This is a genomic window from Ideonella sp., from assembly GCF_036277275.1.
In the GTDB taxonomy this organism is placed as follows: domain Bacteria; phylum Pseudomonadota; class Gammaproteobacteria; order Burkholderiales; family Burkholderiaceae_C; genus Ideonella.
The window spans coordinates 24,241-47,799 of record NZ_DASUNH010000167.1; the positions used below are offsets into that span (position 1 = coordinate 24,241).

Below are 23,559 nucleotides of genomic sequence, written 5' to 3' on the forward strand. Positions count from 1 at the left end.
GAGACCGATGAGTTCACTGTTGTTCAAGAACGCTCGCGTCTTCGATGGCACGAACGCCGATTGTGCCGAGGGGATGTGGCTGCGCGCCGCCGATGGACTGATCCAGGAGATTTCGGCCACGCCATTGATCGCGCCTGAAGACACGCCGATCATCGACTGCGCCGGCGGCACGCTGATGCCGGGCCTGATCGACTGCCACGTGCACGCGTTCGCGAGCGACGTGGCGGTGGCGAAGATCGATGCGATGGGCGAGGCCTACCGCACGGCGCACGCGGTGCGCATGCTGGGCCACGCGCTGTCCTGCGGCTTCACGACGGTGCGCGACATCGGCGGCGGCAACCACTCGCTGTGGCGCGCGCTGGCCGACGGGTTGCTGCAGGGACCACGCTACCTGTACTCCGGCAAGATCCTGTCGATGACCGGTGGCCACGGCGACATGCGGCCGATCGAAGAACGGCCGCGCTATGAATCGGTGTGCGGTTGCGCCGGCTCGCCGCTGGCCAACACCTTCGCGGTGATCGCCGATGGGGTCGATGCCTGCATTCGCGCGACGCGCGAGGAGCTCCGCCAGGGTGCGCACTGCATCAAGATCATGGGCTCGGGTGGTGTCGCGTCGCCGACCGATCCGATCTGGATGAACCAGTACCGCGAGGACGAGATCCGTGCGATCGTCAACGAATGCGCTGAGCGGAGAAGCTATGTCTCGGCGCATTGCCATCCGGCCAGCGCGGTGCGCCGCTGCGTCGAGTTCGGCGTGCGCAGCATCGAGCACGGCACGCTGATCGACGACGACACGGCACGCTTCGTCGCCGAGCGCGGTGCCTACATCGTGCCGACGATGTCGATCATCTTCGCGCTGGTCGAGCAGGGCCGTTCGCTGGGCTTTCCGCCGCAGAGCCAGGCCAAGGTCGAGCAGGTCTTCCAGCAGGCGATCACCGGGCTGGATGCGATGCACCGCGCAGGCGTGAAGGTCTGCTTCGGCACCGACCTGCTCGGCCGCACCTACACCGACCAGTGCCGCGAGTTCACGCTGCGCGCGCAGGTCTTCTCACCGATCGAGATCCTGCGCCAGGCCACCTCCATGGCGGCCGAGATGCTGATGATGCAAGGCCAGATCGGCTGCATCGCAACGGGCGCGCAGGCCGATCTGCTGCTGGTCGATGGCGATCCGCTGAAGGACATCGGCCTGCTCGCCGACGATGGCCGTCACTTGAAGGCCATCGTGCGGGCCGGCGAGTTGGTCAAGCGACCCGCTGCCTGAGCAGTCAGTGCAACGGCTGGTACAGCACCTTCGGGCACACCGGCGCCGGGTTCGAGCAACTGGTCAACGACACGTTGGCGGTGCCTGAGCCGGCATGCGTCACGGTGTTGTCGGTGCAGACCTTGTTGCCGGTGCCCGAGGTGGTGATGTAGAAGCCGTAGCCGCTGGACTGCAGGTCGACGGTGTTGGCCTGGAAGATGTTGTCCTTGCCGTAGCCGGTGTAGGCGACATGGGTCTGGAAGCCGTCCTTCAACACGCCGGTCTTGCCGGGGTTGCTGACCGTGTTGCCGTAGATGTGGTAGCCGTTGCCCTTGGCGTCGATGAAGCTGTCGCCGTAGTTCTCGCCCGAGATGCCGGTCGCGTCGTAGGTGTTGCCGACGACGATGCCTCCGGTCGTGCCTTCCTTCAGGTCGATGCCTTCGGCGGTGACGCCCGGGCCGATGCGGTTGTTGGCGATGCAGTTGCGGTCGCTGGTGTCGGGTTTGCCGTCGGTGTAGGTGTCCCAGTTCGACACGGCCGAGCCGACGTAAACGCCTTCGCCGTAGCCGGGCGTGCCCAAGCCGACGTCGCGCACCAGGCTGTCGCGCAGCACGTTGTCGCTGCTGAAGGTGCGAAAGTGAATGCCTTCCTGCTGGATGTTCTTCACCGTCAGACGGGTCAGCAGGTTGTTGTGGGCGTTGTCCAGCACGATGCCTTTGGAGGCGCCGTCGACCGTGAAGCCGACGAGCTTCCAGTAGTTGGCCTTCAGGCTGAAGCCGTAACCACTGTTGGTCAGCACCGCGCCGGCCGGGCCCTTCAGCGTGATCGGGTTGCCCTTGGCGCCACTGCGCGTGGCGACGAAGCTGCCGCGGTAGGTGCCCGCCGCCAGCACGATCACATCACCCGGCACGACCTTGCCCAGGGCCGACTGCAGCCCGGCCGCGTCATGGACCGAATATTTGGTGGCTTGCGCTGGCGTTGCGCCAAGCATCAGCGTCGCAGCCATCAGCATGCCTGGCCAGGCCCGAACCATCGAGAACGTCATGGCTGGATTCATCCGCAGTGGGGGTTGAACGGCGTCGCTGCACCGGGCACACGACGAGAGCCGCGATCTTCTGCGGCGCTTGCGGGGCCAGGCAATCCGCCGAACTACCCGGTTCGACCCGCAGTTCTACCTGTATTGGCAAGCACATGTTTCAATGGGCGATGAAGCGCTTGGCCTGCTGGCAGCAGGGTGGGTGCTGGACACGCCGGCACGAAGCGCATGAAGATCGGTGAAATGCGCGGTTCACTGAACTTGCGCAGAGTGCCAACGTCTACCTTTTCGATCCACCTCAAGGAGACACCATGCAACTGATCGGCATGCTGGATTCACCGTATGTGCGGCGAGTCGCGATATCGCTGCAATTGCTCGGCCTTCGCTTCGAGCACCACAACCTGTCGGTCTTTCGGACCTTCAAGCACTTCAGCGAAATCAATCCGGTGGTCAAGGCGCCGACGCTGGTCTGTGACGACGGCGAGATCCTGATGGATTCGTCGCTGATCCTCGACTACGCCGAGACGCTGGCCGCGCCCGAACGGCGGTTGATGCCGCCGACGCTGCCCGATCGACAGCACGCGCTGCATCGCATCGGTCTGGCGTTGGCCGCTTGCGAAAAGGCGGTGCAGATCGTCTACGAGCGTGAGCTGCGGCCGGCCGACAAGCAGCACCAGCCGTGGCTGGACCGCGTCACCGGCCAGCTGCACGCGGCCTGCCAGAAGCTCGACGACGCCGTGGGTCGCCACCCCTTCGCACCGCCGCCGGCTCGGCTGGACCAGGCGGGCGTCAGCACCGCGGTGGCATGGCACTTCATCCAGCGCATGCTGCCGGAGGTCGTGCAGGCCGAGGCCTTCCCGGCCTTGTCGGCCTGGTCGGATCAGGCAGAACAGACACCAGCGTTCCGCGCGGCACCGCATGGTGAAGGGCTCGTTCAGAAGAATGTTTGATCGGATGCACGGGATGGCGGCCCTGGCCTTCGGGGCCGCCCTGATGACGATGCCGGCCTGGGCCGGCCCGACACCGGCGCCGGTGCGTGCCGAGATCAATGCCTTGATGACGCGGCTGGAAAGCTCGGGCTGCCAGTTCAACCGCAACGGTGACTGGCACAGCGGCGCCGAAGCCAAGACGCACTTGCTGAAGAAGCTCGACGCCGTCGAGCGGCAGACGACGGTGGCCAAAACCGAGCAGTTCATCGAGCTGGCCGCCGCCCGCAGCAGCATGAGTGGCCGGGCGTACGAGGTGAGGTGCGGCCAGGCCGCCGCCGTGCCCAGCGCCAGCTGGCTCACCTCGCAATTGCAGGCCCTGCGTTCGGCGCCGGCCGCGCCAGCAGCGTCCGCCGCCGTGTCGCGTTGACGCGGCACGCCGCGGCGGCGGCCCGTCAGTGCGGGGCGTGCGCTGCCGCCGGTCTGGCGCCGCCGCGTGCGCTGCGTGCTGCCTCGGCTAGCAACCACTGTTCCAGCGCGCGCACCGCGGGCCGGCTGCGCGCCGCGGGGTCGATGATCAGCTGGTAGGCCCGCGGCGAGGCGAGCTGCGCCTCGAACGGTGTGACCAACTGGCCATTGGCCAGCAACGCATCGACCAGCGGTCGCCGGCCCATCGCCACGCCCTGGCCGGCGACCGCGGCGGTGATCGCTTCGGCGTAGCTGGTGAAGCTCAGTTGCGCCGCCGGTTGCAGATCGGCCAGGCCCCAGCTGGTGAACCAGCTTTCCCACTCCACCGGCATGCCACCGGCGTTGTCGTCCAGCGCCATGTGCAGCAGCGTGTGGTGGGCCAGGTCGGCCGGTTTGCGCAAGGGAATGGCCAGCTCGGCCACCAGTCGTGGGCTGCACACCGGCAGCATCGACTCCTCGAACAGCCTCACGCCGCCGCCAGGCGTGCCGACCTTGGCATAGCGGATCGCAAGGTCGAAGCCGTCGGCGGCCAGATGGCGGTTCTCCAGCGTCGCGTCCAGCCGCACGTCGATGCCCGGGTGGGCGCGGGTGAAGGCGGTCAGCCGGGGAATCAGCCACAGCGCGGCAAAGCCGGGCGTGGTGGTCAATGACAGCACTTCGCGCCTGTTAGGAGCGCGGATGTCACGGATGGCGCCGCGCAAGATGCCGAGCGCGGCGGTGCATGCGGCCAGCAGGCGCTGGCCATCGGGCGTCAGCACCAGCGCCCGGTGCTGGCGGGTGAACAGCGACACGCCGAGTTCGTCCTCCAGTGCGCGCATCTGCCGGCTCATCGCCGATTGCGTGACGAAACGCTCCGCCGCGGCCCGCGTGAAGCTCAGGTGCCGGGCCGCCGCCTCGAACGAGGCCAGCAGGTCCAGCGGGGGCAGGCGATCGATTGGTTTGTTTTGCATGCGCCACAGGAATGCATGGCATGCGCAACTATCGTTTGTCAGCGCATGCCGTCACGCGGGATTATTCGGCCCACGGCGACGCAAAAGCAAGCGCCGAATGCATGCGAACCACGCATAGACCCCGTTCCCACCAGGAGCACACCATGTTGATCGCCACCGCCCGCACCCGGATGCTGCTCGAACGCGGCCAGAGCACCCGCCTGACCGACGCCGGCTCGGCCCACCTGACCAGCGCCGCCGGCACGCTGTGGGTGACCATCGACAACGACCCGCGCGACATCGTGCTCGAAGCCGGCGATGGCTTCGACGTGGCGAGCGATGCGTCGCTGCTGGTCGAGGCCTTGGGTGGCCCGGCGGTGCTGGAGCTGCGTCCGGCGGAAGACGCCCTTGCGGTCGAGACGCTGTGATGGACGTCGCCTTCCATTGGCTGGCTGCGCTGCGGCCCGAAGCCGCGCCTTCGGCCCGCACGGGCACCGCGCCACCGCGGGAAGAACGCCTGTCCTTGCCCGGCCGTCGCACTGTGCTGTTGCGCCCGATCGCGCCGCACGACGCCGATGCCGAGCAGGCTTTCGTCGGCGGGCTGTCGCTGGCCACGCGCCACAAGCGCTTCCACGTTGGCCTGCGCCAGCTGAGCCCGTCGATGCTGCGCCAGATGACCGAGATCGACCACCGCGACCATGTGGCACTGGTGGCCGAGGTGCTGGCCGACGGCGACCGCGCGGTGCTGCCGCCGCTGCCGCTGGTGGCCGACGCGCGCTATGTGCGCAGTGCCGAGCAACCCGACGAGGCCGAGTTTGCGATCGCTGTCGCCGACGACTGGCAGAGCCTGGGCCTCGGCCGCACGCTGATGGACCGGCTGGCCCGCCATGCGCGCGGGCAGGCCATCCGCGCGCTCGTGGGTGACGTGCTGCCCGAAAACCGTCGCATGCTGGTGCTGATGCGTGGCCTGGGCGCCCACACACGGCCGCACCCTGACGGCCCGCAGTTGGTGCAAGTGGTCTACGAGCTCGGCACCGGCTGACGCGGCAGCCGAGAGGGCCGCACCTGGGCGATGATGCCGGCCTCGCACAACAAGCCGGTCAACGGCACATCGCCTCATGCAAGCTCACAAGACCCGCGCCTGGCTGGCCGTCGGCCTCGCACTGGCCACGCTGTCCTCGGCCGCCTGGTCCACCAACAAGCCGGTCGACGCGCCGCAGCGGCCGGCATCGGCCCCGGACGATGAGGACAAGCTCTCTGGCGCCGCGAACGACCCGCGCCTGCGTGAAAGCCAGCGCGAGACGACGGGCTCGGTGCAGGTCGGCGGCCAGCGCGTCGACTACCGCGCGATCGCTGGCCTGATGGCCATCGACCACAGCAAGGAAGAGCCCGGCGCGTCGATGTCGTACGTGGCCTACTTCAGGCGCGGCGGCTCGTCGAGCACGCCGAGGCCGGTGACCTTCCTCTACAACGGTGGCCCGGGATCGGCCACCTTGTGGCTGCACATGGGCGCGTTCGGCCCGCAGCGCGTCGTCACCGCCAACGGGCTGCGTGGCCCGGCGGCGCCCTACAAGGTCGTCGACAACGAGTTCTCGCTGCTCGATGCCACCGACCTCGTTTTCATCGATGCACCCGGCACCGGCTTCGGCCGCGTCGTCGCGGTCGACAAGGACAAGGAGAAAGAGCGCGAAAAGCAGAAGGAGATGGAGAAGGAGTTCTACGGCGTCGATCAGGACGCGCGCGCCTTCGCCCAGTTCATCCAGAAGTTCCTGACCCGGCACCAGCTGTGGAACGCGCCGAAGTACCTGTTCGGCGAGAGCTATGGCACCACCCGCAGTGCAGTGCTGGCAGCACGCCTGCAGCACAAGGAGAACATCGACCTGAATGGGGTGATCCTGCTGTCGCAGATCCTGAACTTCAACCTCTCGGTCGACGAGGCGCAGTTCAACCCCGGCATCGACCTGCCCTATGCGCTGGCCCTGCCCAGCTATGCGGCAACGGCCTGGTATCACCGTCGCCTACCGGCGTTCCCGAAGGACGGCGCCGCCCTCGAGCCACTGCTGGCCGAGGTGCGCCAGTTCGCGTTGGGCGACTACCTGCAGGCCCTGCAGGCGGGCAGCAAGCTCGCTGCCGACAAGCGTCGCCAGGTGATCGAGCAACTGGCCCGCTACACCGGCCTGAAACCCGCCTACATCGACAAGGCCGACCTGCGCATCAACGGCGGCATGTTCGCGCAGAACCTGCTGGACGATCTGGGCCAGGTCGTCGGCCGATTCGACACCCGCTACGCCGGCCCGGCGATCGATCGCATGAGCAAGGAGGCCGACTACGACGCGCAGTCGGCCGCGATCAGCCCCGCCTACGTGGCGGCCTACAACCACTACCTGCGCACGACGCTGAAGTTCGGCGGCGACATGGTCTACAAGCCGGAGATCGACGTCTGGCGCGACTGGGACTGGCGCCACCAGCCACCGGGCCTCGACTTTCCGCTGTCACAGTCCGTCAACGTGATGCCGGACCTCGCCGCGGCCATGAAGATCAACCCCCGGTTGAAGGTACAGATGCACGCCGGCTACTACGACCTCGCGACGACTTTCTTCGCCGCCGAGTTCGAGCTCGAGCAGCTGTCGCTGCCGCCCGCGCTGCGCAACAACATCGAGGTCCGGCACTACCCGGCCGGCCACATGATGTACGACGATCCGGCGTCGCTGAAGCTGCTGCACGACGAGGTGGCCAGGTTCATCCGGGCGACGGACAACCTGACGCGTTGACGGCTGGCTCGCCGGCCAATCGGCGCGGCGAACCGCCGCGGTTTTCACCCTGCGACGGCGGCATCCGCCGCCTGCACCGAACCCGGTTCACTGCCCGTCGCCAGCGCAAAGCCTTCGTCCCGCCAGCCGGTGATGCCGCCGATCATCAGCTTGACGGGGCGGCCGAGCCGGGCGAGGCGGACCGCGCCACGGTGCGCGCCGTTGCAGTGCGGGCCGGCGCAGTAGACGACGAACACGGTGTCCGCCGGGTAGGCGACAAGCTTGCCTTCGATGAGCTTGCCGTGCGGCCAATGGAGCGCACCGGGCACATGGCCGCGGGCGTACAGCTCGGCGCTGCGCACGTCGAGCAGCACGAAGTCTGCGCCTCGCGACAGCGCGTCGTGCACATCCCAGCAGTCGGTCTCGAGGCGCAGCGCGGATTCGAAGTGGGCCAAGGCCTCGGCGGACGGCGCGGGGGCGATGGCGGTTACGGCGGTGAGGGTGGTCATCTGCAAGGCTCCAGTCGGTGGGGATGGCGCCCATTGTGGAAACCGCCGGTCATTCGCGACAGTGGCCGCAGCGACACTGGTCGGTAAGATAACGACATGAAGGATCACCTCGTTGCCGCGCTCGCCTACGACGGCCTGTGCACCTTCGAGTTCGGCTGTGTCGTCGAGATGTTTTCGCTCGAGCGGCCCGAGCTCGGCGTCGACTGGTACCGTTTCGTCGTGAGTGCCGTCGAGCTCGGGCCGATCAAGGCGGCCGGCGGCATACAGGTTGTCGCGCCGCATGGGCTCGCGATGCTCGCGAAGGCCGACACGATCGTGATCCCGGGGTGGCGCGGTGCTGACGAGGTGCCGCCTGAACCGCTGCTGCGCGCCTTGCGCCGCGCTCATGAGCGTGGCGCTCGGCTCGCCAGCATCTGCTCAGGCGTCTTCGTGCTCGCGGCGGCAGGCCTGCTGGATGGCAAGGCCGCCACCACGCATTGGCGCTATGCCGACAAGCTGCGCGAGCGTCATCCGACGATCGAGGTTCGCACCAATGAGCTGTACGTCGACGAGGGGCAGATCCTCACGTCGGCCGGATCGGCCGCGGGGTTGGACATGCTGCTGCACCTGGTGCGGCGCGATCACGGTGCACGAATTGCGAACCAGGTCGCGCAGCGGCTGGTGATCCCTCCGCATCGGCTGGGTGACCAAGCGCAGTTCGTGCCGCGGCCGATGCCGGTCGACGACGCGGCGCGCTTGTCACGGCTGATGGATTGGGTGCGTGCGCATCCCGCGCAGCCCCATACGCCGGCCAGCCTCGCCAAACGCGCGGCGATGAGCGTGCGCACGCTGCAGCGGCAGTTTCAGGAGACCGCAGGTTTGACGCCGCTGGAGTGGGTCACGCGCGAGCGAGTGGCTGTTGCGCGCGAACTGCTGGAGACCTCGCGCCGCCCGATGGCCGACATCGCCGAGCGCACCGGCTTCGGCTCCGAAGAGTCGTTCCGCCGGCACTTCCGGCTGGTCACCGGGGTGAGCCCGGCGACCTACCGCCGCCAGTTCGCAACCAGACCGGCGGCCTGACGCCGCTGGCGATCAGCGCGAGCGGGGCTTGCGCGCCGCTGGCGCAGCGGGACGCGCAGGGCGGCCGGCATCCGGCCGCGCCGGCCGGCTGCCGTTGTCCCGTGGCGGCAAGCCGGTGTGCTGCGTCAGGATGCGGCCCTTCACCGGCTGTGCCGTCTTCATCACGACACCCTTTTTCGCATCCTTCCTGGCATTGGGCGCCGGCGTCGAATTGGTACGCCGCGCGCTCTGGTAGCTGCCGTCGGTGGCGGGCTGCCAGGTCGGGATCAGGTGGTGCTTGCCGTTGCCGATCAGGTCGGCGCGGCCCATGTCCTTCAGCGCCTCGCGCAGCAGCGGCCAGTTGTTCGGATCGTGGTAGCGCAGGAAGGCCTTGTGCAGCCGGCGGCGGCGTTCGCCGCGCACGATGTCGACCGTCTCACCGCCGCGCTTCGGGTCGCGGTGGATGCCCTTCAGCGGGTTGCGGCCGGTGTGGTACATCGCGGTCGCGGTGGCCATCGGGCTGGGATAGAACGTCTGCACCTGGTCGGCGCGGAAGCCGTTGCGCTTCAACCAGAGTGCCAGGTTCATCATGTCGTCGTCGCTGGTGCCCGGGTGCGCGGCGATGAAGTACGGGATCAGGAACTGTTCCTTGCCCGCTTCGGCGCTGTACTTCTCGAACATCGCCTTGAACTGGTCGTAGGCGCCGATGCCCGGCTTCATCATCTTCGACAGCGGGCCGCTCTCGGTGTGCTCGGGCGCGATCTTCAGGTAGCCGCCGACGTGGTGCTGCACGAGCTCTTTGACGTACTCGGGCGACTTCACGGCCAGGTCGTAGCGCAGGCCCGAGCCGATCAGGATCTTCTTGACGCCCTTCAGCGCCCGGGCGCGGCGGTACATCTTGACCAGCGGACCGTGGTCGGTGTTCAGGTTCGGGCAGATGCCGGGGTAGACGCAGCTCGGCTTGCGGCAGGCGGCCTCGATCTCAGGGCTCTTGCAGGCCAGGCGGTACATGTTGGCCGTCGGGCCACCGAGGTCGGAGACGACACCGGTGAAGCCCTTGACCTTGTCACGCATCTCCTCGATCTCGCGGATCACCGAGTCTTCCGAGCGGCTCTGGATGATGCGGCCCTCGTGCTCGGTGATCGAGCAGAAGGTGCAGCCGCCGAAGCAGCCGCGCATGATGTTCACGCTGAAGCGGATCATCTCCCAGGCCGGGATCTTGGTCGCGCCGTCGTGGCCGCCTTTTTCATCCGCATAGGCCGGGTGCGGCGAGCGGGCATACGGCAGGTCGAACACATGGTCCATTTCGGCCATGCTCAGCGGGATCGGCGGCGGGTTGATCCAGACCTCGCGCGCAGTCTTGCCTTCGCCATGGCGCTGCACAAGCGCGCGGGCGTTGCCGGGGTTGGTCTCCAGGTGCAGCACGCGGTTGGCGTGGGCGTAGAGCACCGGGTCGCTCTTGACCTGCTCGTAGCTCGGCAGGCGGATGACCGTCTTCTCGCGTGGCGGCATCACGACCCGGCCGGTCAGCGGCTTGGCCATCGATGGGCGCACGAAGCTGATTGGCTTGACCTCGGGCTCTGGGGCCGGCGAAGGCATGGCCTCGCCTTGCTCTTTGGCGCAGGTCGTGCCTTGGGCCTCGGCCTGCTCGCTGGTGGTCTGGTAAGGGTTGATGTGCGCGTCGATGCGGCCGGGCAGATCGACCTCGGTCGAATCGATCTCGAACCAGCCGGCGGCGGTCGGGTCGTCGTGGCGGCGGATGAACGCGGTGCCCCGCACGTCGGTGATGTGCTCGACTGGTTCACGCGCGGCCAGCCGGTGGGCGATCTCGATGATCGCGCGCTCGGCGTTGCCGTACAGCAGCAGGTCGGCCTTGGCGTCGACGAGGATCGAGCGGCGGACTTTGTCCTGCCAGTAGTCGTAGTGCGCGATGCGGCGCAGCGAGCCTTCGATGCCGCCCAGCACGATCGGCACGTCGTTGTAGGCCTCCTTGCAGCGCTGGGCGTAGACGAGGCTGGCGCGGTCGGGGCGCTTGCCGCCGACATTGCCGGGCGTGTAGGCGTCGTCGCTGCGGATCTTCCGGTCGGCGGTGTACCGGTTGATCATCGAGTCCATGTTGCCGGCGGTCACGCCGAAGAACAGGTTCGGCTTGCCGAGCACCTTGAACGGGTCGGCCGATTGCCAGTCGGGCTGCGCAATGATGCCGACGCGAAAGCCCTGTGCCTCCAGCGTGCGGCCGATGACGGCCATGCCGAAGCTGGCGTGGTCGACGTAGGCGTCGCCGGTGACGATGATGATGTCGCACGAGTCCCAGCCGAGCTTGTCCATCTCGGCGCGGCTCATCGGCAGGAACGGCGCGGTGCCGAATCGCTTGGCCCAATACGGGCGGTAAGCGGTGATGGCCTTGGGTGCACCGGCTGCGGGTTTGGCGCGGCCGGTGGCAGGGGAAACGGGCGCGGCAGGGCGCGCAGGGGCGGTGGTCGTCACAGGGTGGGGGGCGGTCAGAGCCGCCAGAAAGCAAAGGCCGGGCGGACCAGGCGCTCAGGCGGCGCCAACCCAGTATTGTCCCAGTGATGGCGTTCCAGCGCTACCGTGCGGGTAACGACGGCGGCTCCGGGCGGGAAAAAGCCCTTCGGAGTCGCCGGCGCGCCTGCCGGCGGGCGTCGCCTACCGAGCGGCTGGGCCGTGGTCGCTGCCCAGCTCGACCGCGTAGGCCAGCGCCAGGCGGGCGAATTTCAGCGCGTGGGCGGCCGAATCGCCCAGTTGGGCGAGCTTGTCCTTGGTGGTGTGGATGTGCGGGTTGTCTTCACCGAAGGCCGCCTCGAAGGGGAACGACGCGGCGTAGCCGTTGGCCGTCCACGACGCGTGGTCAGAGCAGGCGTAGCCGCAGACGTCGCGCACGACCTTCAGCTCCGGCAGGTAACCGGCGGCCAGCGCGGCCACGAAGTCGTCCTGCGTCGTGTCGGTGTAGTCGCTGATCAGCGTGATGTCACTGCTGGAGCCCTTGTAGTCGGTCATGTCGAGTTGCAGCGCACCCACCACGTTGCGACCCTGTGCCGCGTAGGCCTTGGCGATGTCCTTCGAGCCGAGCAGGCCCGCTTCTTCGCCGGCGTAGCCGATGAACTGGATCGTGCGCTCGGGCTTGTAGCCGCTTTGCAGCAGCACGCGCATCGCCTCTTGCAGCGTCGCGATGCCGGATGCGTCGTCGTCGGCGCCGGGTGCCCTGCCACCGGGGCGGATCACGGCCTGCGGCGTGATCGAGTCGAGGTGGCCGCCGATCACGACGATCTCGTCCGGCGCGACCGTGCCGCGGATCTCGAGGATCACTGACTTCTGCGCGAACTTGTGCGTGAACTGGCTGACCGTCACGTCGGTGCGGCCGGCGGCAAGTGCGCGCCAGCTGTCGGCCAGCTCGTTCGATGCGCGGGCGCCCACGTTATGCCGGTAGTAGCGGTTGGTGTAGGACTGCAGCTTGGCGATCGTCGCGAGGATCTCGCTTTCCTTCAGCTGTGGCAACAGTGGGTTGACCTTGGCCTGGTCGTTCAGCCGGTAGTCGGGCACGGTGGCCAGCAGGTTCACGCGCTCGCCGCGCCGATGGCGCTCTGCCGCAGCGACGCTTTGGCGTGCCTCTTCGCGCGAACCATGGACCATGAAGCCGCCGCAACGGTGCAGCGCGCCGTGCGCAGCCAGCGACAGGCGCGGCAGGTCGTCGTCATCGGCGCGCAGGATCACCAGCGCATCATGGCCCGGCTTGGCCTGGCGGCCGAGCGCCGCGGGCAAGGCGTGGCGTTCGGCCTCGGTGTGGTTGATGCGTTGGGACTGCAGCAGCTGGTAGGCGGCTTCGTCCATCGACACCCACACCGGGGCGGCCTGGGCAGCGGTGCTGGCAGCCAGCAGCGCGCCAGCGGCCGTCCGGGAAAGCCGGCTGGGCAGGGACGAAGGGCGGCGGAGGGCACGGTGCATGAATGGTTCTTCTTGAGAGTTGTTTTGGAGCGGCGAACCGTAGCAGTGCTCATCGGCGGCGATGCGGCGGCTCGCTCAACAATCCTCAAGCGGGTGCGCGGCCGGTGTGGCCCCGCTGAGTGCGAACCAGGACGCGGTGATCGCCGTGTGGGTTGATCGCCGCGTGGCGTCGTGCGCGTCAGCGGCCGAACAAGCCCTTCACCATCTCACCGACCCCTTCGACGACACCCGACACGCTGACGCCGAGTGACTCGGCCAGGCCGGTGGCAAAACGCTTGGCCAGGCTGTCGTTGACCGAGAACGACGGGTCATCGAGCCGGCCTTCGAGCGTGAACTTCATCTCGATGCGGCCTTTGCGCTCCAGCCCCGCCAGCACGGCTTGGCGCGACAGGCCGGCGAAGCGGTCCATCACGCCGCGGCCGCTGGCCAGTTGCAGGCCCGTCAGCACCACCTGGCCCGGGGCGCGCAACTGCTGCTTGTGCACGCGGGCGTCGAGCGTCAGGTCCAGCAGGCCGTGCTTGATGCCTCCGTCGGCCACCTTCAGCAAGTAGGGCTGCAGCGCCAGCAGGTCGGCCCCATTCAGGCGGATCTTCAGATCGGCCTCGCGCGTGGCCGGCGTCAGCTCGCCCTCGATTCTCAACTGGCCGTCTTGTGTCGGGCCTTTGAGCAGGGCCTGCAGCGTGATCGCCATCGGCTCGTCGAAAGTCGGGGCGGCGAGATGATTGAGCCGAGCGTTCAGATCGGCCAGTTGCACGCGGTGTGGTGCGCGCTGGCCCGGCAGGCTGGCATCGTAGAGATCGACCTGCACCTGGTTCAGCACCAGGTGATCGATCAGCACGCGGGTGGGTGGTGCGGCGCTCGCAGCTGCTGCGGGCGTCGATGGCGTCTTGCGGGCATCGCCCAGCACCGACGGCAACACGTTCAGGCGGCCATCGCGACCGCGAAACAGCACGATGCGGGCGTCGTCGATCTCGATTCGCTGCACCCGCCAGCCACCGAACGCGCTGGCCAGGTCAGGCCGCACGCGCACGCGGCCGGCGTGCAGCTCCTCGCCCGCAGGCCAACCGGGGCCGGCGCCGACGTGCAGGTCGCGCACCGTCAGCCCGGACCAGCCGAGTTCGATCGCGCCGACGCTGGCGCGCGGGCCGAGAGCCTGCAGCAGTGCCCCCTGCAGGCGTTGCAAGGCCACGTGGTAGGCCGCGGCAACGGTAGCGAACAGCAGCAGGGCGATCAGGGCGAGAACGAGCTTTCGGCGAACGGGCATGGCGTTATTTTCGGTTGCTGCCCGTCGGCCAGTTGTCACCGGTCGTGATGGCCCTGGCCGCGCAGGTATGCGGGGCCGCAGCGAGAATCGGCGGCAACCATGTCGACACCACCTCGCGCCGCCGACGCCAGCGTCGAGCCCCGACTGCTCGGCGTCGATTTCTCCAGCGCCCCGCGTGCAGCCAAGCCGATCGTCGCGGCTTGGGGCCGGCGGTCGGGCGTTGTGCTGCGGCTGGAGGCGGTCGAAACGCTGGCCAGCTTCGCGGCCTTCGAGGCCTTGCTGCGCGCCCAGGGGCCATGGGTTGGCGGCTTCGACCTGCCGTTCGGCCTGCCGCGCGAGTTGGTCGAGCACCTTGGCTGGCCCCAGGATTGGCGCAGCCTGATGCAGCACTACGCGGCGCTGAGCCGCGACGAGATCCGCGAGACCTTTGCGGCCTTTTGCGCTGCGCGGCCGGCGGGCGCCAAGTTCGCCCACCGCGCCTGCGATGGCCCGGCGGGGTCGTCGCCCAGCATGAAGTGGGTCAACCCGCCGGTGGCCTTCATGCTGCATGCCGGCGTGCCGCGGCTGATCGAGGCTGGCGTTCACCTGCCCGGCCTGCATGAGGGCGACGCTGGCCGCGTCGCACTGGAGGCCTATCCCGGCCTGCTGGCGCGCGAACTCATCGGCACCCGCTCATACAAGAGCGACGACAAGGCCAAGCAGACGCCCGAGCGGCTGATCGCCCGCAAGGACATCGTCGATGCGTTGGAGCAGGGCCGCAGCCGCCTCGGCATGCGCCTGAAGCTGAGCCACGCGCAGCGTGATGCGCTGGTGGCCGACGCCAGTGGTGACCGGCTCGACGCGGTGCTGTGCATGCTGCAGGCGGGGTGGGCCAGCGGACAGCCGGGCTGGGGCTTGCCGCCGACGCTGGATGCGCTCGAAGGCTGGATCGTCAGCGCACTGCCGCACGATGGCTGACGCGGCCGGGGCCTGGTTCGCCGGCCGTGGCTGGCAGCCGTTCGCGTTCCAGCGCGAGGTCTGGGCCGCGATGGCCTGCGGCGAGAGCGGGTTGCTGCATGCGACCACCGGGGCCGGCAAGACCTACGCGGTCGCCTTTGGTGCGATCGCGCGCATCGAGGAGCCGAAGCCGACCTCGGCGCCGCCGTTGTCGGTGCTGTGGATCACGCCGATGCGTGCGTTGGCGGCGGACACTGCGCGCGCCCTGCAAGCCCCGCTGGCCGAACTGCGACCGCGCGCGACGCTGGGCTTGCGCAGCGGCGACACGCCGTCGGCCGAGCGCGCGCGGCAAGACAAACGATGGCCGACCGTGCTGGTCACGACGCCCGAGTCGCTGAGCCTGATGTTGACGCGCGCCAATGCCGAGGCCGAGCTGGGCCAGGTGCGCACGGTGATCGTCGACGAATGGCACGAGCTGATCGGCAGCAAGCGTGGCGTGCAGGTGCAACTGGCGTTGGCACGGCTGAAGCGCTGGAACCCCGGCCTCGTCGTGTGGGGACTGTCGGCCACGCTGGGCAACCTGCAAGAAGCGATGGCGACCTTGCTGGGGCACGAGCAAGGCCGCCTGGTGCAGGGCCGGATCGACAAGACGCTGGTGATCGACACGCTGCTGCCCGACGAGCCCGGCCGATTCACCTGGGGCGGCCACCTCGGCGCGCAGATGCAGCCGGCGGTGGTGCGCGAAATCGAGAACAGCACCGGCACGACGCTGATCTTCACCAACGTGCGTTCGCAAGCTGAGATCTGGTACCAACTTCTGCTGGAGGCGCGGCCGGACTGGGCCGGCTCGATCGCATTGCACCATGGCTCTCTCGACAAGGCGGTGCGCGACTGGGTCGAGGCCGGGCTGAAGGCCGGCACGCTGAAGGCCGTGGTGGCGACCTCGTCGCTGGACCTGGGCGTGGACTTCCTGCCTGTCGAGCGGGTGCTGCAGATCGGCTCGGCCAAGGGCGTGGCGCGACTGCTGCAGCGCGCCGGCCGCTCGGGCCACGCGCCCGGCCGGCCCAGCCGCGTGACGGTGGTGCCCACGAATACGCTGGAGCTGGTCGAGGCGGTTGGCGCACGCGAAGCCGCGTTGGCGGGCCGCGTCGAGCAGCGGCGTTCGCCGGAAAAACCGCTGGACGTGCTGGTGCAGCACCTGGTCACCGTGGCGCTTGGCGGTGGCTTCACCGCCGACGACTTCTACGACGAGGTGCGCCGCGCCCCGGCCTACCAGGCCTTGACCCGCGACGAGTTCGACTGGGCGCTGGCCTTCGTCGAACGCGGCGGCGCGAGCCTGCACGCCTACCCCGAGTACCACAGGGTGCAATGGGTGGCCGAAGAGGAAGGCACGGGCGCCGGCGCCGGGCCGCTCCAAGGCGACGCCTGGCCCCCGTGGGGGGCGGACGCCGCGCGGCCGGGGGCTGGCAGGTACCGCGTGCCGGACCGCGGCATCGCACAGCGCCACAAGTTGCAGATCGGCACCATCGTCGGCGACACCGCGATGAAGGTCGCCTGGGTCTCCGGCGGCACGCTGGGCACCATCGAAGAGAGCTTCATTGCAAGGCTGTCGGCCGGTGACTGCTTCGTCTTCGCCGGCCGGGTGCTGGAGTACGTACGCACGAAGGAGATGACGGCGTTCGTGCGGACGGCGACGCGACCCAACGGCCGCGTCGTGGTGTGGAACGGCGCGCGCATGGCGTTTTCGACCGAGATGGCGGATGCGGTGCGCACGGTGCTCGAGCGTGCCGGCTCAGGCCCCGGCGGCAGCCTGGTGCTGGACAGCCCCGAGCTGCGCGCGGCCGGCCCGATGCTGGACGCGCAGCGACGGCTGTCGCGCCTGCCGGAGCCGGGCACGCTGCTGGTCGAGCGCTACCGCTCGCGCGAAGGCCACCACCTCTTCGTCTATCCGTTCGCCGGTCGCCATGTGCATTTGGGCCTGGCAGGGCTGTTGGCCTGGCGGCTGGCGCGCGACGACCCGAACACCTACTCGCTGGCCTTCAACGACCTCGGCTTCGAGCTGCTGGGCGCCAAGCCCATCAGCACCGAGGCGCTCGAAGCGGACCAGGCTTTTACGATCGACCATCTGCTCGACGACGTGCTCGCCAGCTTGAACGCGCGTGAGCTGGCGCAGCGACGCTTTCGCGAAATCGCCCGCGTGGCCGGGTTGATCTTCACCGGCTACCCAGGGGCAAACAAAGGCATGCGCCAACTGCAAGCCTCGTCGTCGCTGTTCTACGAGGTGTTTCGCAAGTACGACGCTGGCAACCGGCTGCTCGGGCAGGCAGAGCAGGAAGCCTTGTCGCAGGAGCTGGAGCTGGGCCGCCTGCGCGAGGTGCTGCAGGGGCTGTCGGCGCGGCGCCTGCTGTGGGTGGAGCTGCGGGCACCGAGCCCGTTCTCCCTGCCCTTGATGGTCGAGCGGTTTCGCGAGCGCCTGAGCAACGAGAAGATGAAGGACCGGTTGGCGCGCCTGCTGGCCGAGGCCGAACAGCGGCTCGATGCGCCGCCCGCCGGCATCTCGATGCCACCGAGGCCACGGGGGGCGCGCAGCGCGCCGAGGAACGCCTGATGCCCCTTCTACAATCCGCCGCTCATCATTGCGAGCGAGGGGCGGACGCCTCATGAGCCTGTTCGGCAAAGCCTGGCGTGTCGCGTCGGCCACGCGTCTGACCACCTACCTGATCGCGTTGTGGAAGCTGGCCCGCCACCGGGATACGCCGCGCGGCGCGAAACTGGTCGCCTGGGGAGTGCTGGCTTACGCATTGAGCCCGATCGACCTGATCCCCGACTTCATCCCCATCCTCGGCCAGCTCGACGACATCGTGCTGATCCCGCTTGGAGTCGCACTGGTCGTCAAGCTGGTACCGGCGCCGTTGTGGCAAGCCTGTCTGCGGGAAGCAGAGTTGCACGCCGAGCGTTTGCCGAGCCTGTGGTGGGGTGCGCTGCTGATCGCGCTGTTCTGGCTCGCGCTGCTGGGACTCGCGGGATGGGCGGTCTACCGCGTCTTCTTCGCCGGCGCATGAAGCGCCTTGCGGCCTCATGCCTGCTAACGCTGTTCGTCAGCGCACCGTGGGCCACGATGTCGGGCCGGGCCACGTACATCAGCGACGGCGACACGCTGTGGGTCAAGCCCACCACCGGTGGCAAGCCGATCAAGCTGCGGTTGCAGGGCATCGACGCCCCGGAGGTCTGCCAACCAGGCGGCACCGAGGCCCGCGACGCGCTCAAGCGCCTCGTCGCCCAGCGCTCGCTTCAAGTCGAGAGCGTCGGCCGCGACGCGTGGGGCCGAACGCTGGCGCGCATCTCGATCGACCATCAAGACATCGGCGCCCGCCTGGTGCAAGGCGGCCATGCCTGGAGCGATGGCTTTCGCGGCGACCCCGGCCCTTACGCTGCCGAAGAGGCTTCGGCCCGACGTGCGCAGCGTGGCCTGTTCGAGCAGGCCAAGCCCGAGCGCCCGCGGGATTTCCGTCTGCGGCATGGGCCTTGTGAGGTGCCCCAGTAATTCCTTCAGGTCGAGCGGCCGGTCGCCCACCCGCGGACTCGTATCATTTCGAGTTGATTTTTCAAGAACATGAGAGGGAGAAGGAATGCGCGCGTCCCGTGCCTGCTGGGCTGGCTTGCTCAGCCTTTGTATTTTCCTGACCGCCTGTGGTGGTGGTGACGCTGCAACGCCCGTCACGCAACTGCCTGGTACCGTCAACATCAGTGTCGCCGCGTCCGCGGATGTCGACACCCCGGTCCAGTTCGGCAGCGACGTCGCGAACCCGATGGGCGGTCTGGTCTTCCACTGGGATTTCGGCGACGGCGCCACCAGCACGGAAGCGGCGCCGAGCCACCGGTACGCTGCCGCTGGCGACTACGAAGTCAAGCTGACCGTGCACAACGAAGAGGGGGCGGAGAAGAGCACCACCTCCAATGTGACCGTCCGCCACCTGGCCGTAGTGAAGGATCTGCTGTGCAGTGGCGGCGACGACAAGGGGTGGTGCTGGCAGCGGCCGCTGCCGTCCGGCAACCGCATCCTCGACATCGCGTTCGTCGACGCCAACACCGGGTGGGCCGTGGGTGAGGCGGGACAAATCCTGAAGACGTCGGACGGTGGCACGACCTGGGTCCCCCAGGCTTCGCATGTGACTGACGATTTGAGGTATGTGCGCTTTGCGAACGCTTCTGTCGGCTGGGTCATTGGTGACCACCGTGCGACCCTCAAGACCACCGATGCCGGCGCCACCTGGATCCGGCAAGCCAACGAGACGAGTTACTCGGGCCAACCGTCGGGCATGGGCCTGGTCGTCCTGGATGAAATGCAGGCCTTGGCTGTCTTCGACTACGACGATGCGCGAACGACAAACGATGGCGGCCAAACGTGGACCGATGCGATGGTGAGCCCGGAAGAGGTCACCGAGGACGGCACGTTGTGGGACGTCGACTACTACGGCCTGCGCAAGTCGACGCGCTTGGGCATGGATGAAGCGACGTCTTCGTTTGAAACCAACGGCACCGGATACCTGCGTCGGTTCACCATGGGCGACGCGCGCACCGGACTGCTGATGACCTACGAATGGTCGTCGTCGTTGCAGCGCATGTACCGAACCAACGATGGCGGCTCTTCGTGGGGAGAGGTCGCTCCGGTGGGCCTGCCCGAGCATGTGGAGTACCTCGAGCTCGTTGGCAACAGCGTGGCGTGGGCAGCCGGTGACGGCGGGCTGTTCCACAGCACCAATGCCGGCACTTCGTGGCGGAGGATCCAGGTGCCGGACGATGCCTACGATCCTGCGTACGAGCTGCAGGTGAAAGACACGCGGACGCTGTGGTTCAGGCATGGCGGTGGCTTCTACTTCACGACAGACGGCGGCAGCCACTGGACACTGTTGTCGGTGGCGCAAGAGCGATATCAGGCCACCAGCCTTTACGTCAGTGCAGGGGCGCTGTGGCTGACCTACGACTCGCGGGTTTATCGCTCGGTCGACGGCGGCAGGTCCTGGACGCAGATGTTCGGCGCATCTGTCGAGGAGGAATGGACAGCGCTCAGTTCGGTCTGGTTCTTTGACCAGCACAAGGGCATCGCCGTGGGCAACGGCGGCTGGCTGCTGGAAACCAGCAATGGCGGCCGGGATTGGTCCCGCAAGAGCCTGACCGGCGAGGTGGGCAGCTACGCGAAGCTGCAGTTCGTGTCGTCGTCGACCGGGTGGCTCTCAGGCGACTGGGGTGTCAGCAAGACCACCGATGGCGGAGCCAGCTGGTGGACGCCGGTGGTCACTGGCGGCATGCTCAATGTCAGCGACTTTCACTTCGCCGATGCTCGCCACGGATGGGCGCGTGCAGGCTACCAGGATCTCTATCGGAGCACCGACGGCGGCGATACCTGGCAGCCGTTGCCGGGCGTGCCGTTCGCCGCGACGTCCATCCGATTCCTCGATGCCAGCGTTGGTGTCGCCACCACCGACCGCGGCGAGGTCTATCGCACCGACGATGGCGGGGAAACGTGGAGCTTGCGGCCGACGGGTATTTTCGAGCAGTTGAACCGCGTGGTGTTTGTCGGTGCGTCGACGGCTTGGGCCGTCGGCGAATACGGGGCGGTCCTGACGTCGACCGATGCCGGGCTGTCGTGGAGCCGCGTGCTCGTACCGCCGCGCGTCTCGCTTCGCGACGTCTGGTTCATCGATGCGTCACACGGTTGGATCGTGGGTGATCACGGCACGGTGCTGGCCACCGTCGACGGCGGAAAGACGTGGGGTGTTCAGCCCACCAGCGCCGCAGGCGACTTGCGCGCGGCGTTCTTCCTCGACGCCTACACAGGCTGGGTCGTCGGAGACGACGGCATGGTCCTCGCGACGGCCACCGGCGGGCAGTGAGGCCCGACTACTTCACACTGACCCACCGCAACTCGACCGTGTCGTTGGCCCACTGCACCAGGGTGACCTTCTTGGCCATGGCCCAGGTCAGCGTGCGGCGGTACAGCGGAACGGACGGCAGGTCGTCGCCGATCAGGCGCAGGGCGGCGCCGATCTGCGCGCGGCGGCGGGTCAGGTCGGGCTCGGCACGGATGCTGTCGATCAGCGTGTCGAGCTTGGGGTTGCTGTAGCGGCCGGCGTTGAAGGTGCCGGCGCCGCCGCCCGCGCCTTTGGTGCGGAACAGCGCGTTCAGCGTCGACCAGGCGTCGGGCTGGGGCGTGAAGCCGAACTCGATGAAGCTGGCGTTCGCCTGGCTCAGCTTGGGGAAGAACTGGTTGGTGGGCGACGAGCGCAGCGTTGCACGGATACCCACCTGCGTCAGCATCGCCGTGGCGGCCATGCAGGCGTTCTCGCGGTAGGCGATGTTCACGCAGTCGAGCGTGACCGAGAAACCGTTCGGGTAGCCCGCTTCGGCCAGCAGCGCCCGCGCCTTCGCGGGGTCGTAGGGCAGGCGCTTGTCCAGCTCGGGCGGTGAGCCGTCGAGCAGCGGCGACAGGAAAGCCCCCGTGGGCTGGCCTTGGCCGCGCAGCACCTTGGCGACGATCAAGTCGACGTTCAGCGCGTGGTAGACGGCGCGCCGTACCCGCAGGTCCTTGAATGGGTTGCGGTCTTTCACGTCGCTGCCCTCGAGCGCGTCGCTGGCTTGGTCGAAGGTCAGGTACTGCTGGCCAATGTCCACCGTCTGCGCCAGTTTGAACCGGCTGTCGCGCTTCAGCCGATCGACATCCTGGAACGGTGGATCGAGCACGAGATCGATCTCGCCCGAAGCCAGTGCCGCCAGACGTGTCGCATCCGAGCGAATCGGTACGAAGCTGACCTCGTCGACATTGCCGTTGCGCCTGTCACCGCGGCCCCACCATTGCGGGTTGGCTTTGAGCACCACCTTGACATCGGGCTCGTAGCGGTCGAGCCGGAACGGCCCGGTGCCGTTGGCGTTGCGCACGGCAAAGGTCTCTTGCTTGCCGTTGAAGTCTTGCGCCTTCTCGACGCCGTGCTTCTGCGCCCAAGCGCGGCTCATGATGCACCAGTACTGCAGTTTCTCGGGCAGCACGGCATCGGGCGTTGACAGCAGCAGGTCGACTGTCAGCGGGTCGATCGCCCGGGCACCGGCGACGCCTTGCAGCTGAAAGCCGCGCTGCGACGGCGGCGCCAGCGCACGCTCGACCGAAAACACCACGTCGTCAGCGGTGAAGAGTGTGCCGTCGTGGAACTTGACACCGGCGCGCAGCTTGAAGCGCCAGGTGGTTGGGTTGGGCTGGCTCCAGCTCAGCGCGAGCGCCGGCTCCAGCTTCATCGCCGCGTCGCGGCCGACCAGCGATTCGTAGACCTGGTAGACGACACGCGAGTGGTACAGCAGTGCCACCGCATGTGGGTCCATCGTCTGCGGGTCGAACCCGCTGGCCACGCGCAGGCTGGCGGCCGGGGTGGTCAGGGCCGTCAGGCACAGCGCGACGCCTGTCAGCCAGCAGCTCGCGCGTCGCGCGAGCCTGCGCTGGCTCAGATGACAGACAGGCTCAGCTGGTCCCAGAGGAAGTCGCGGACGGTCGGCCACCATTTGCTGTCTAGCCCCAAGGGCACGGCGTGCGGCGCGTCCGGTGTCTGGATCGTGGTGCAGGTGTTGCCGGATGCGTCGATGCGCTGCTTGGTCGGCACCACGTTGCCGTCCCAGGTCGCGCCAGTCGTCTGGTCCTGCGGAGTCGCATGGAACAGCAGCACCGGCGCATCGTTGCGATCGTAGTGCAGCAGCGGGTCGGAATCGAACAAGGGGTCGATCAGCGTGGCGCCGGTCGATACCGCGGCGGCGACGTGCGACGAGATACCGGGGTAGTCCGACGAGGTGCCATCCAGCACATCGGGGTCGCCCTCGATCGCACCGACAAGCGCCAGGCCGCCGCCAGCCGAGGAGCCGACGATCGCGATGCGCGAGGTGTCGATGTGGTAGGTGCTGGCGTTGACCTTCAGGTAGCGCACTGCGTTCAGGAGGTCGTCCGTGGCCTGGACGATGGCCGTGGTGCGCAACTCGGCGCTGTCGGTGTTGTTGGGCGTCAACCGGTAGTTGATCGACGCAGTGACGAAGCCGGCGCGTGCATAGCCGGTGGCGTCCTCGGCCCGGTCTTCCTTGCCGCCCTGGTTGTAGCCGCCACCGTGGACGAAGATCACCAGCGGCATCGGCGTGACGCTGGTGGCGTTCGGCGGGACCCACACGTCCATCAGCAACGTCAGCTGGTTGGTGCCCAGCTCCTGGGTCTTGCGCCGGTCGGATGTGTACTGCTCGCCATTCCAGTTTGGCCGGCGCGAGTAAGTCACGTCGCTGTACCCGCGAATCTCGGCGGACTGGTAGACGGCGCGCTGGAACAGCTCGATCGACTCACTGGCCTTGCCACCGCCACCGCAGGACGCCAGGAAACCGAGCATCGACAGAATCAAAATGGAAAAATAGGAGCGCATGGCGGGCAGAAGTGAGAAGCTGAAGACATTCTCGCCATCAGGGGCAACGCGCATTCCTG

20 protein-coding genes are annotated in these 23,559 nt (G+C 68.1%); 12 read left to right on the forward strand and 8 right to left on the reverse strand.

The genetic code is table 11. The features are described 5' to 3' along the window. Positions 1 to 7: 7 nt before the first annotated feature. Complete coding sequence (locus VFY73_RS28530; protein ID WP_329724979.1) at positions 8 to 1,261, forward strand: amidohydrolase family protein; 1,254 nt, start codon at positions 8 to 10, stop codon at positions 1,259 to 1,261. Between the two features lie 4 nt (positions 1,262 to 1,265). On the opposite strand, the gene VFY73_RS28535 is transcribed toward VFY73_RS28530, so the two are convergent. Further along, positions 1,266 to 2,285, reverse strand: coding sequence for a hypothetical protein (locus VFY73_RS28535; protein ID WP_329724980.1), 1,020 nt, complete (start codon positions 2,283 to 2,285; stop codon positions 1,266 to 1,268). A 302-nt stretch (positions 2,286 to 2,587) separates the two neighbouring features. Here VFY73_RS28535 and VFY73_RS28540 point away from each other — a divergent pair, with 302 nt between their 5' ends. Beyond that, entirely contained in the window at positions 2,588 to 3,226 is a 639-nt protein-coding gene (locus VFY73_RS28540; RefSeq protein ID WP_329724981.1) for a glutathione S-transferase, read from the forward strand. A 13-nt stretch (positions 3,227 to 3,239) separates the two neighbouring features. Beyond that, positions 3,240 to 3,632: a DUF5329 domain-containing protein gene (locus VFY73_RS28545; protein WP_329724982.1), complete on the forward strand. Its 393-nt coding sequence runs from the start codon at positions 3,240 to 3,242 to the stop codon at positions 3,630 to 3,632. Positions 3,633 to 3,657: 25 nt separating this feature from the next. Here VFY73_RS28545 and gcvA read toward each other — a convergent pair whose 3' ends face one another. Continuing rightward, the gene (gene gcvA, locus VFY73_RS28550) at positions 3,658 to 4,620 is read right to left on the reverse strand and encodes a transcriptional regulator GcvA (protein ID WP_329724983.1); all 963 of its coding nucleotides are present in this window, start codon (positions 4,618 to 4,620) and stop codon (positions 3,658 to 3,660) included. Between the two features lie 143 nt (positions 4,621 to 4,763). Between gcvA and VFY73_RS28555 the strand changes: the two genes are divergently transcribed. The 3 genes from VFY73_RS28555 to VFY73_RS28565 all read left to right on the forward strand — a co-directional run bounded on the left by VFY73_RS28555 (position 4,764) and on the right by VFY73_RS28565 (position 7,370). Continuing rightward, positions 4,764 to 5,027 (forward strand): DUF2917 domain-containing protein, encoded by a 264-nt coding sequence (locus VFY73_RS28555; RefSeq protein WP_329724984.1) that lies wholly within the window; start codon positions 4,764 to 4,766, stop codon positions 5,025 to 5,027. Then, the gene (locus tag VFY73_RS28560; RefSeq protein WP_329724985.1) at positions 5,027 to 5,641 is read left to right on the forward strand and encodes a GNAT family N-acetyltransferase; all 615 of its coding nucleotides are present in this window, start codon (positions 5,027 to 5,029) and stop codon (positions 5,639 to 5,641) included. The genes VFY73_RS28555 and VFY73_RS28560 overlap by 1 nt, the downstream gene beginning before the upstream one ends. Positions 5,642 to 5,717: 76 nt before the next feature. Beyond that, complete coding sequence (locus VFY73_RS28565) at positions 5,718 to 7,370, forward strand: S10 family peptidase (protein WP_329724986.1); 1,653 nt, start codon at positions 5,718 to 5,720, stop codon at positions 7,368 to 7,370. A 44-nt stretch (positions 7,371 to 7,414) separates the two neighbouring features. On the opposite strand, the gene VFY73_RS28570 is transcribed toward VFY73_RS28565, so the two are convergent. Further along, positions 7,415 to 7,858 carry a rhodanese-like domain-containing protein gene (locus VFY73_RS28570; RefSeq protein WP_329724987.1) on the reverse strand — a complete coding sequence of 148 codons (444 nt, stop codon included), beginning with the start codon at positions 7,856 to 7,858 and terminating at the stop codon, positions 7,415 to 7,417. Between the two features lie 96 nt (positions 7,859 to 7,954). On the opposite strand from VFY73_RS28570, the gene ftrA reads away from it, so the two are divergent. Continuing rightward, entirely contained in the window at positions 7,955 to 8,917 is a 963-nt protein-coding gene (gene ftrA / locus VFY73_RS28575) for a transcriptional regulator FtrA (RefSeq protein WP_329724988.1), read from the forward strand. Between the two features lie 12 nt (positions 8,918 to 8,929). On the opposite strand, the gene VFY73_RS28580 is transcribed toward ftrA, so the two are convergent. From VFY73_RS28580 to VFY73_RS28590, 3 genes are all read right to left on the reverse strand, one after another. After that, a complete protein-coding gene (locus VFY73_RS28580; RefSeq protein ID WP_329724999.1) occupies positions 8,930 to 11,296 on the reverse strand; it encodes a YgiQ family radical SAM protein in 2,367 nt (788 codons plus the stop codon). 267 nt (positions 11,297 to 11,563) lie between these two features. Beyond that, positions 11,564 to 12,859: a M20/M25/M40 family metallo-hydrolase gene (locus tag VFY73_RS28585; protein ID WP_329724989.1), complete on the reverse strand. Its 1,296-nt coding sequence runs from the start codon at positions 12,857 to 12,859 to the stop codon at positions 11,564 to 11,566. 178 nt (positions 12,860 to 13,037) lie between these two features. Further along, positions 13,038 to 14,123 (reverse strand): DUF748 domain-containing protein, encoded by a 1,086-nt coding sequence (locus tag VFY73_RS28590; protein ID WP_329724990.1) that lies wholly within the window; start codon positions 14,121 to 14,123, stop codon positions 13,038 to 13,040. Between the two features lie 99 nt (positions 14,124 to 14,222). Here VFY73_RS28590 and VFY73_RS28595 point away from each other — a divergent pair, with 99 nt between their 5' ends. The 5 genes from VFY73_RS28595 (at position 14,223) to VFY73_RS28615 (ending at position 20,953) form a co-directional block, all read left to right on the forward strand. Further along, positions 14,223 to 15,080: a DUF429 domain-containing protein gene (locus tag VFY73_RS28595; protein WP_329724991.1), complete on the forward strand. Its 858-nt coding sequence runs from the start codon at positions 14,223 to 14,225 to the stop codon at positions 15,078 to 15,080. Next, positions 15,073 to 17,667, forward strand: a complete 2,595-nt coding sequence (locus VFY73_RS28600; protein ID WP_329724992.1) for a ligase-associated DNA damage response DEXH box helicase — start codon at positions 15,073 to 15,075, stop codon at positions 17,665 to 17,667. Before VFY73_RS28595 ends, VFY73_RS28600 begins: the two co-directional genes overlap by 8 nt. Positions 17,668 to 17,719: 52 nt before the next feature. Beyond that, positions 17,720 to 18,121: a YkvA family protein gene (locus VFY73_RS28605; RefSeq protein ID WP_329724993.1), complete on the forward strand. Its 402-nt coding sequence runs from the start codon at positions 17,720 to 17,722 to the stop codon at positions 18,119 to 18,121. After that, positions 18,118 to 18,603: a thermonuclease family protein gene (locus tag VFY73_RS28610; RefSeq protein WP_329724994.1), complete on the forward strand. Its 486-nt coding sequence runs from the start codon at positions 18,118 to 18,120 to the stop codon at positions 18,601 to 18,603. The genes VFY73_RS28605 and VFY73_RS28610 overlap by 4 nt, the downstream gene beginning before the upstream one ends. An 85-nt stretch (positions 18,604 to 18,688) precedes the next feature. Beyond that, entirely contained in the window at positions 18,689 to 20,953 is a 2,265-nt protein-coding gene (locus tag VFY73_RS28615) for a YCF48-related protein (protein ID WP_329724995.1), read from the forward strand. 7 nt (positions 20,954 to 20,960) lie between these two features. Here the strand turns inward: VFY73_RS28615 and VFY73_RS28620 are convergent, their stop codons facing one another. Both VFY73_RS28620 and VFY73_RS28625 read right to left on the reverse strand, forming a co-directional pair. Continuing rightward, positions 20,961 to 22,430, reverse strand: coding sequence for an ABC transporter substrate-binding protein (locus VFY73_RS28620; RefSeq protein WP_329724996.1), 1,470 nt, complete (start codon positions 22,428 to 22,430; stop codon positions 20,961 to 20,963). A 119-nt stretch (positions 22,431 to 22,549) separates the two neighbouring features. Beyond that, positions 22,550 to 23,559, reverse strand: a 1,010-nt coding sequence (locus VFY73_RS28625; protein WP_329724997.1) for an alpha/beta hydrolase, incomplete at its 5' end; no start/stop codon positions are given.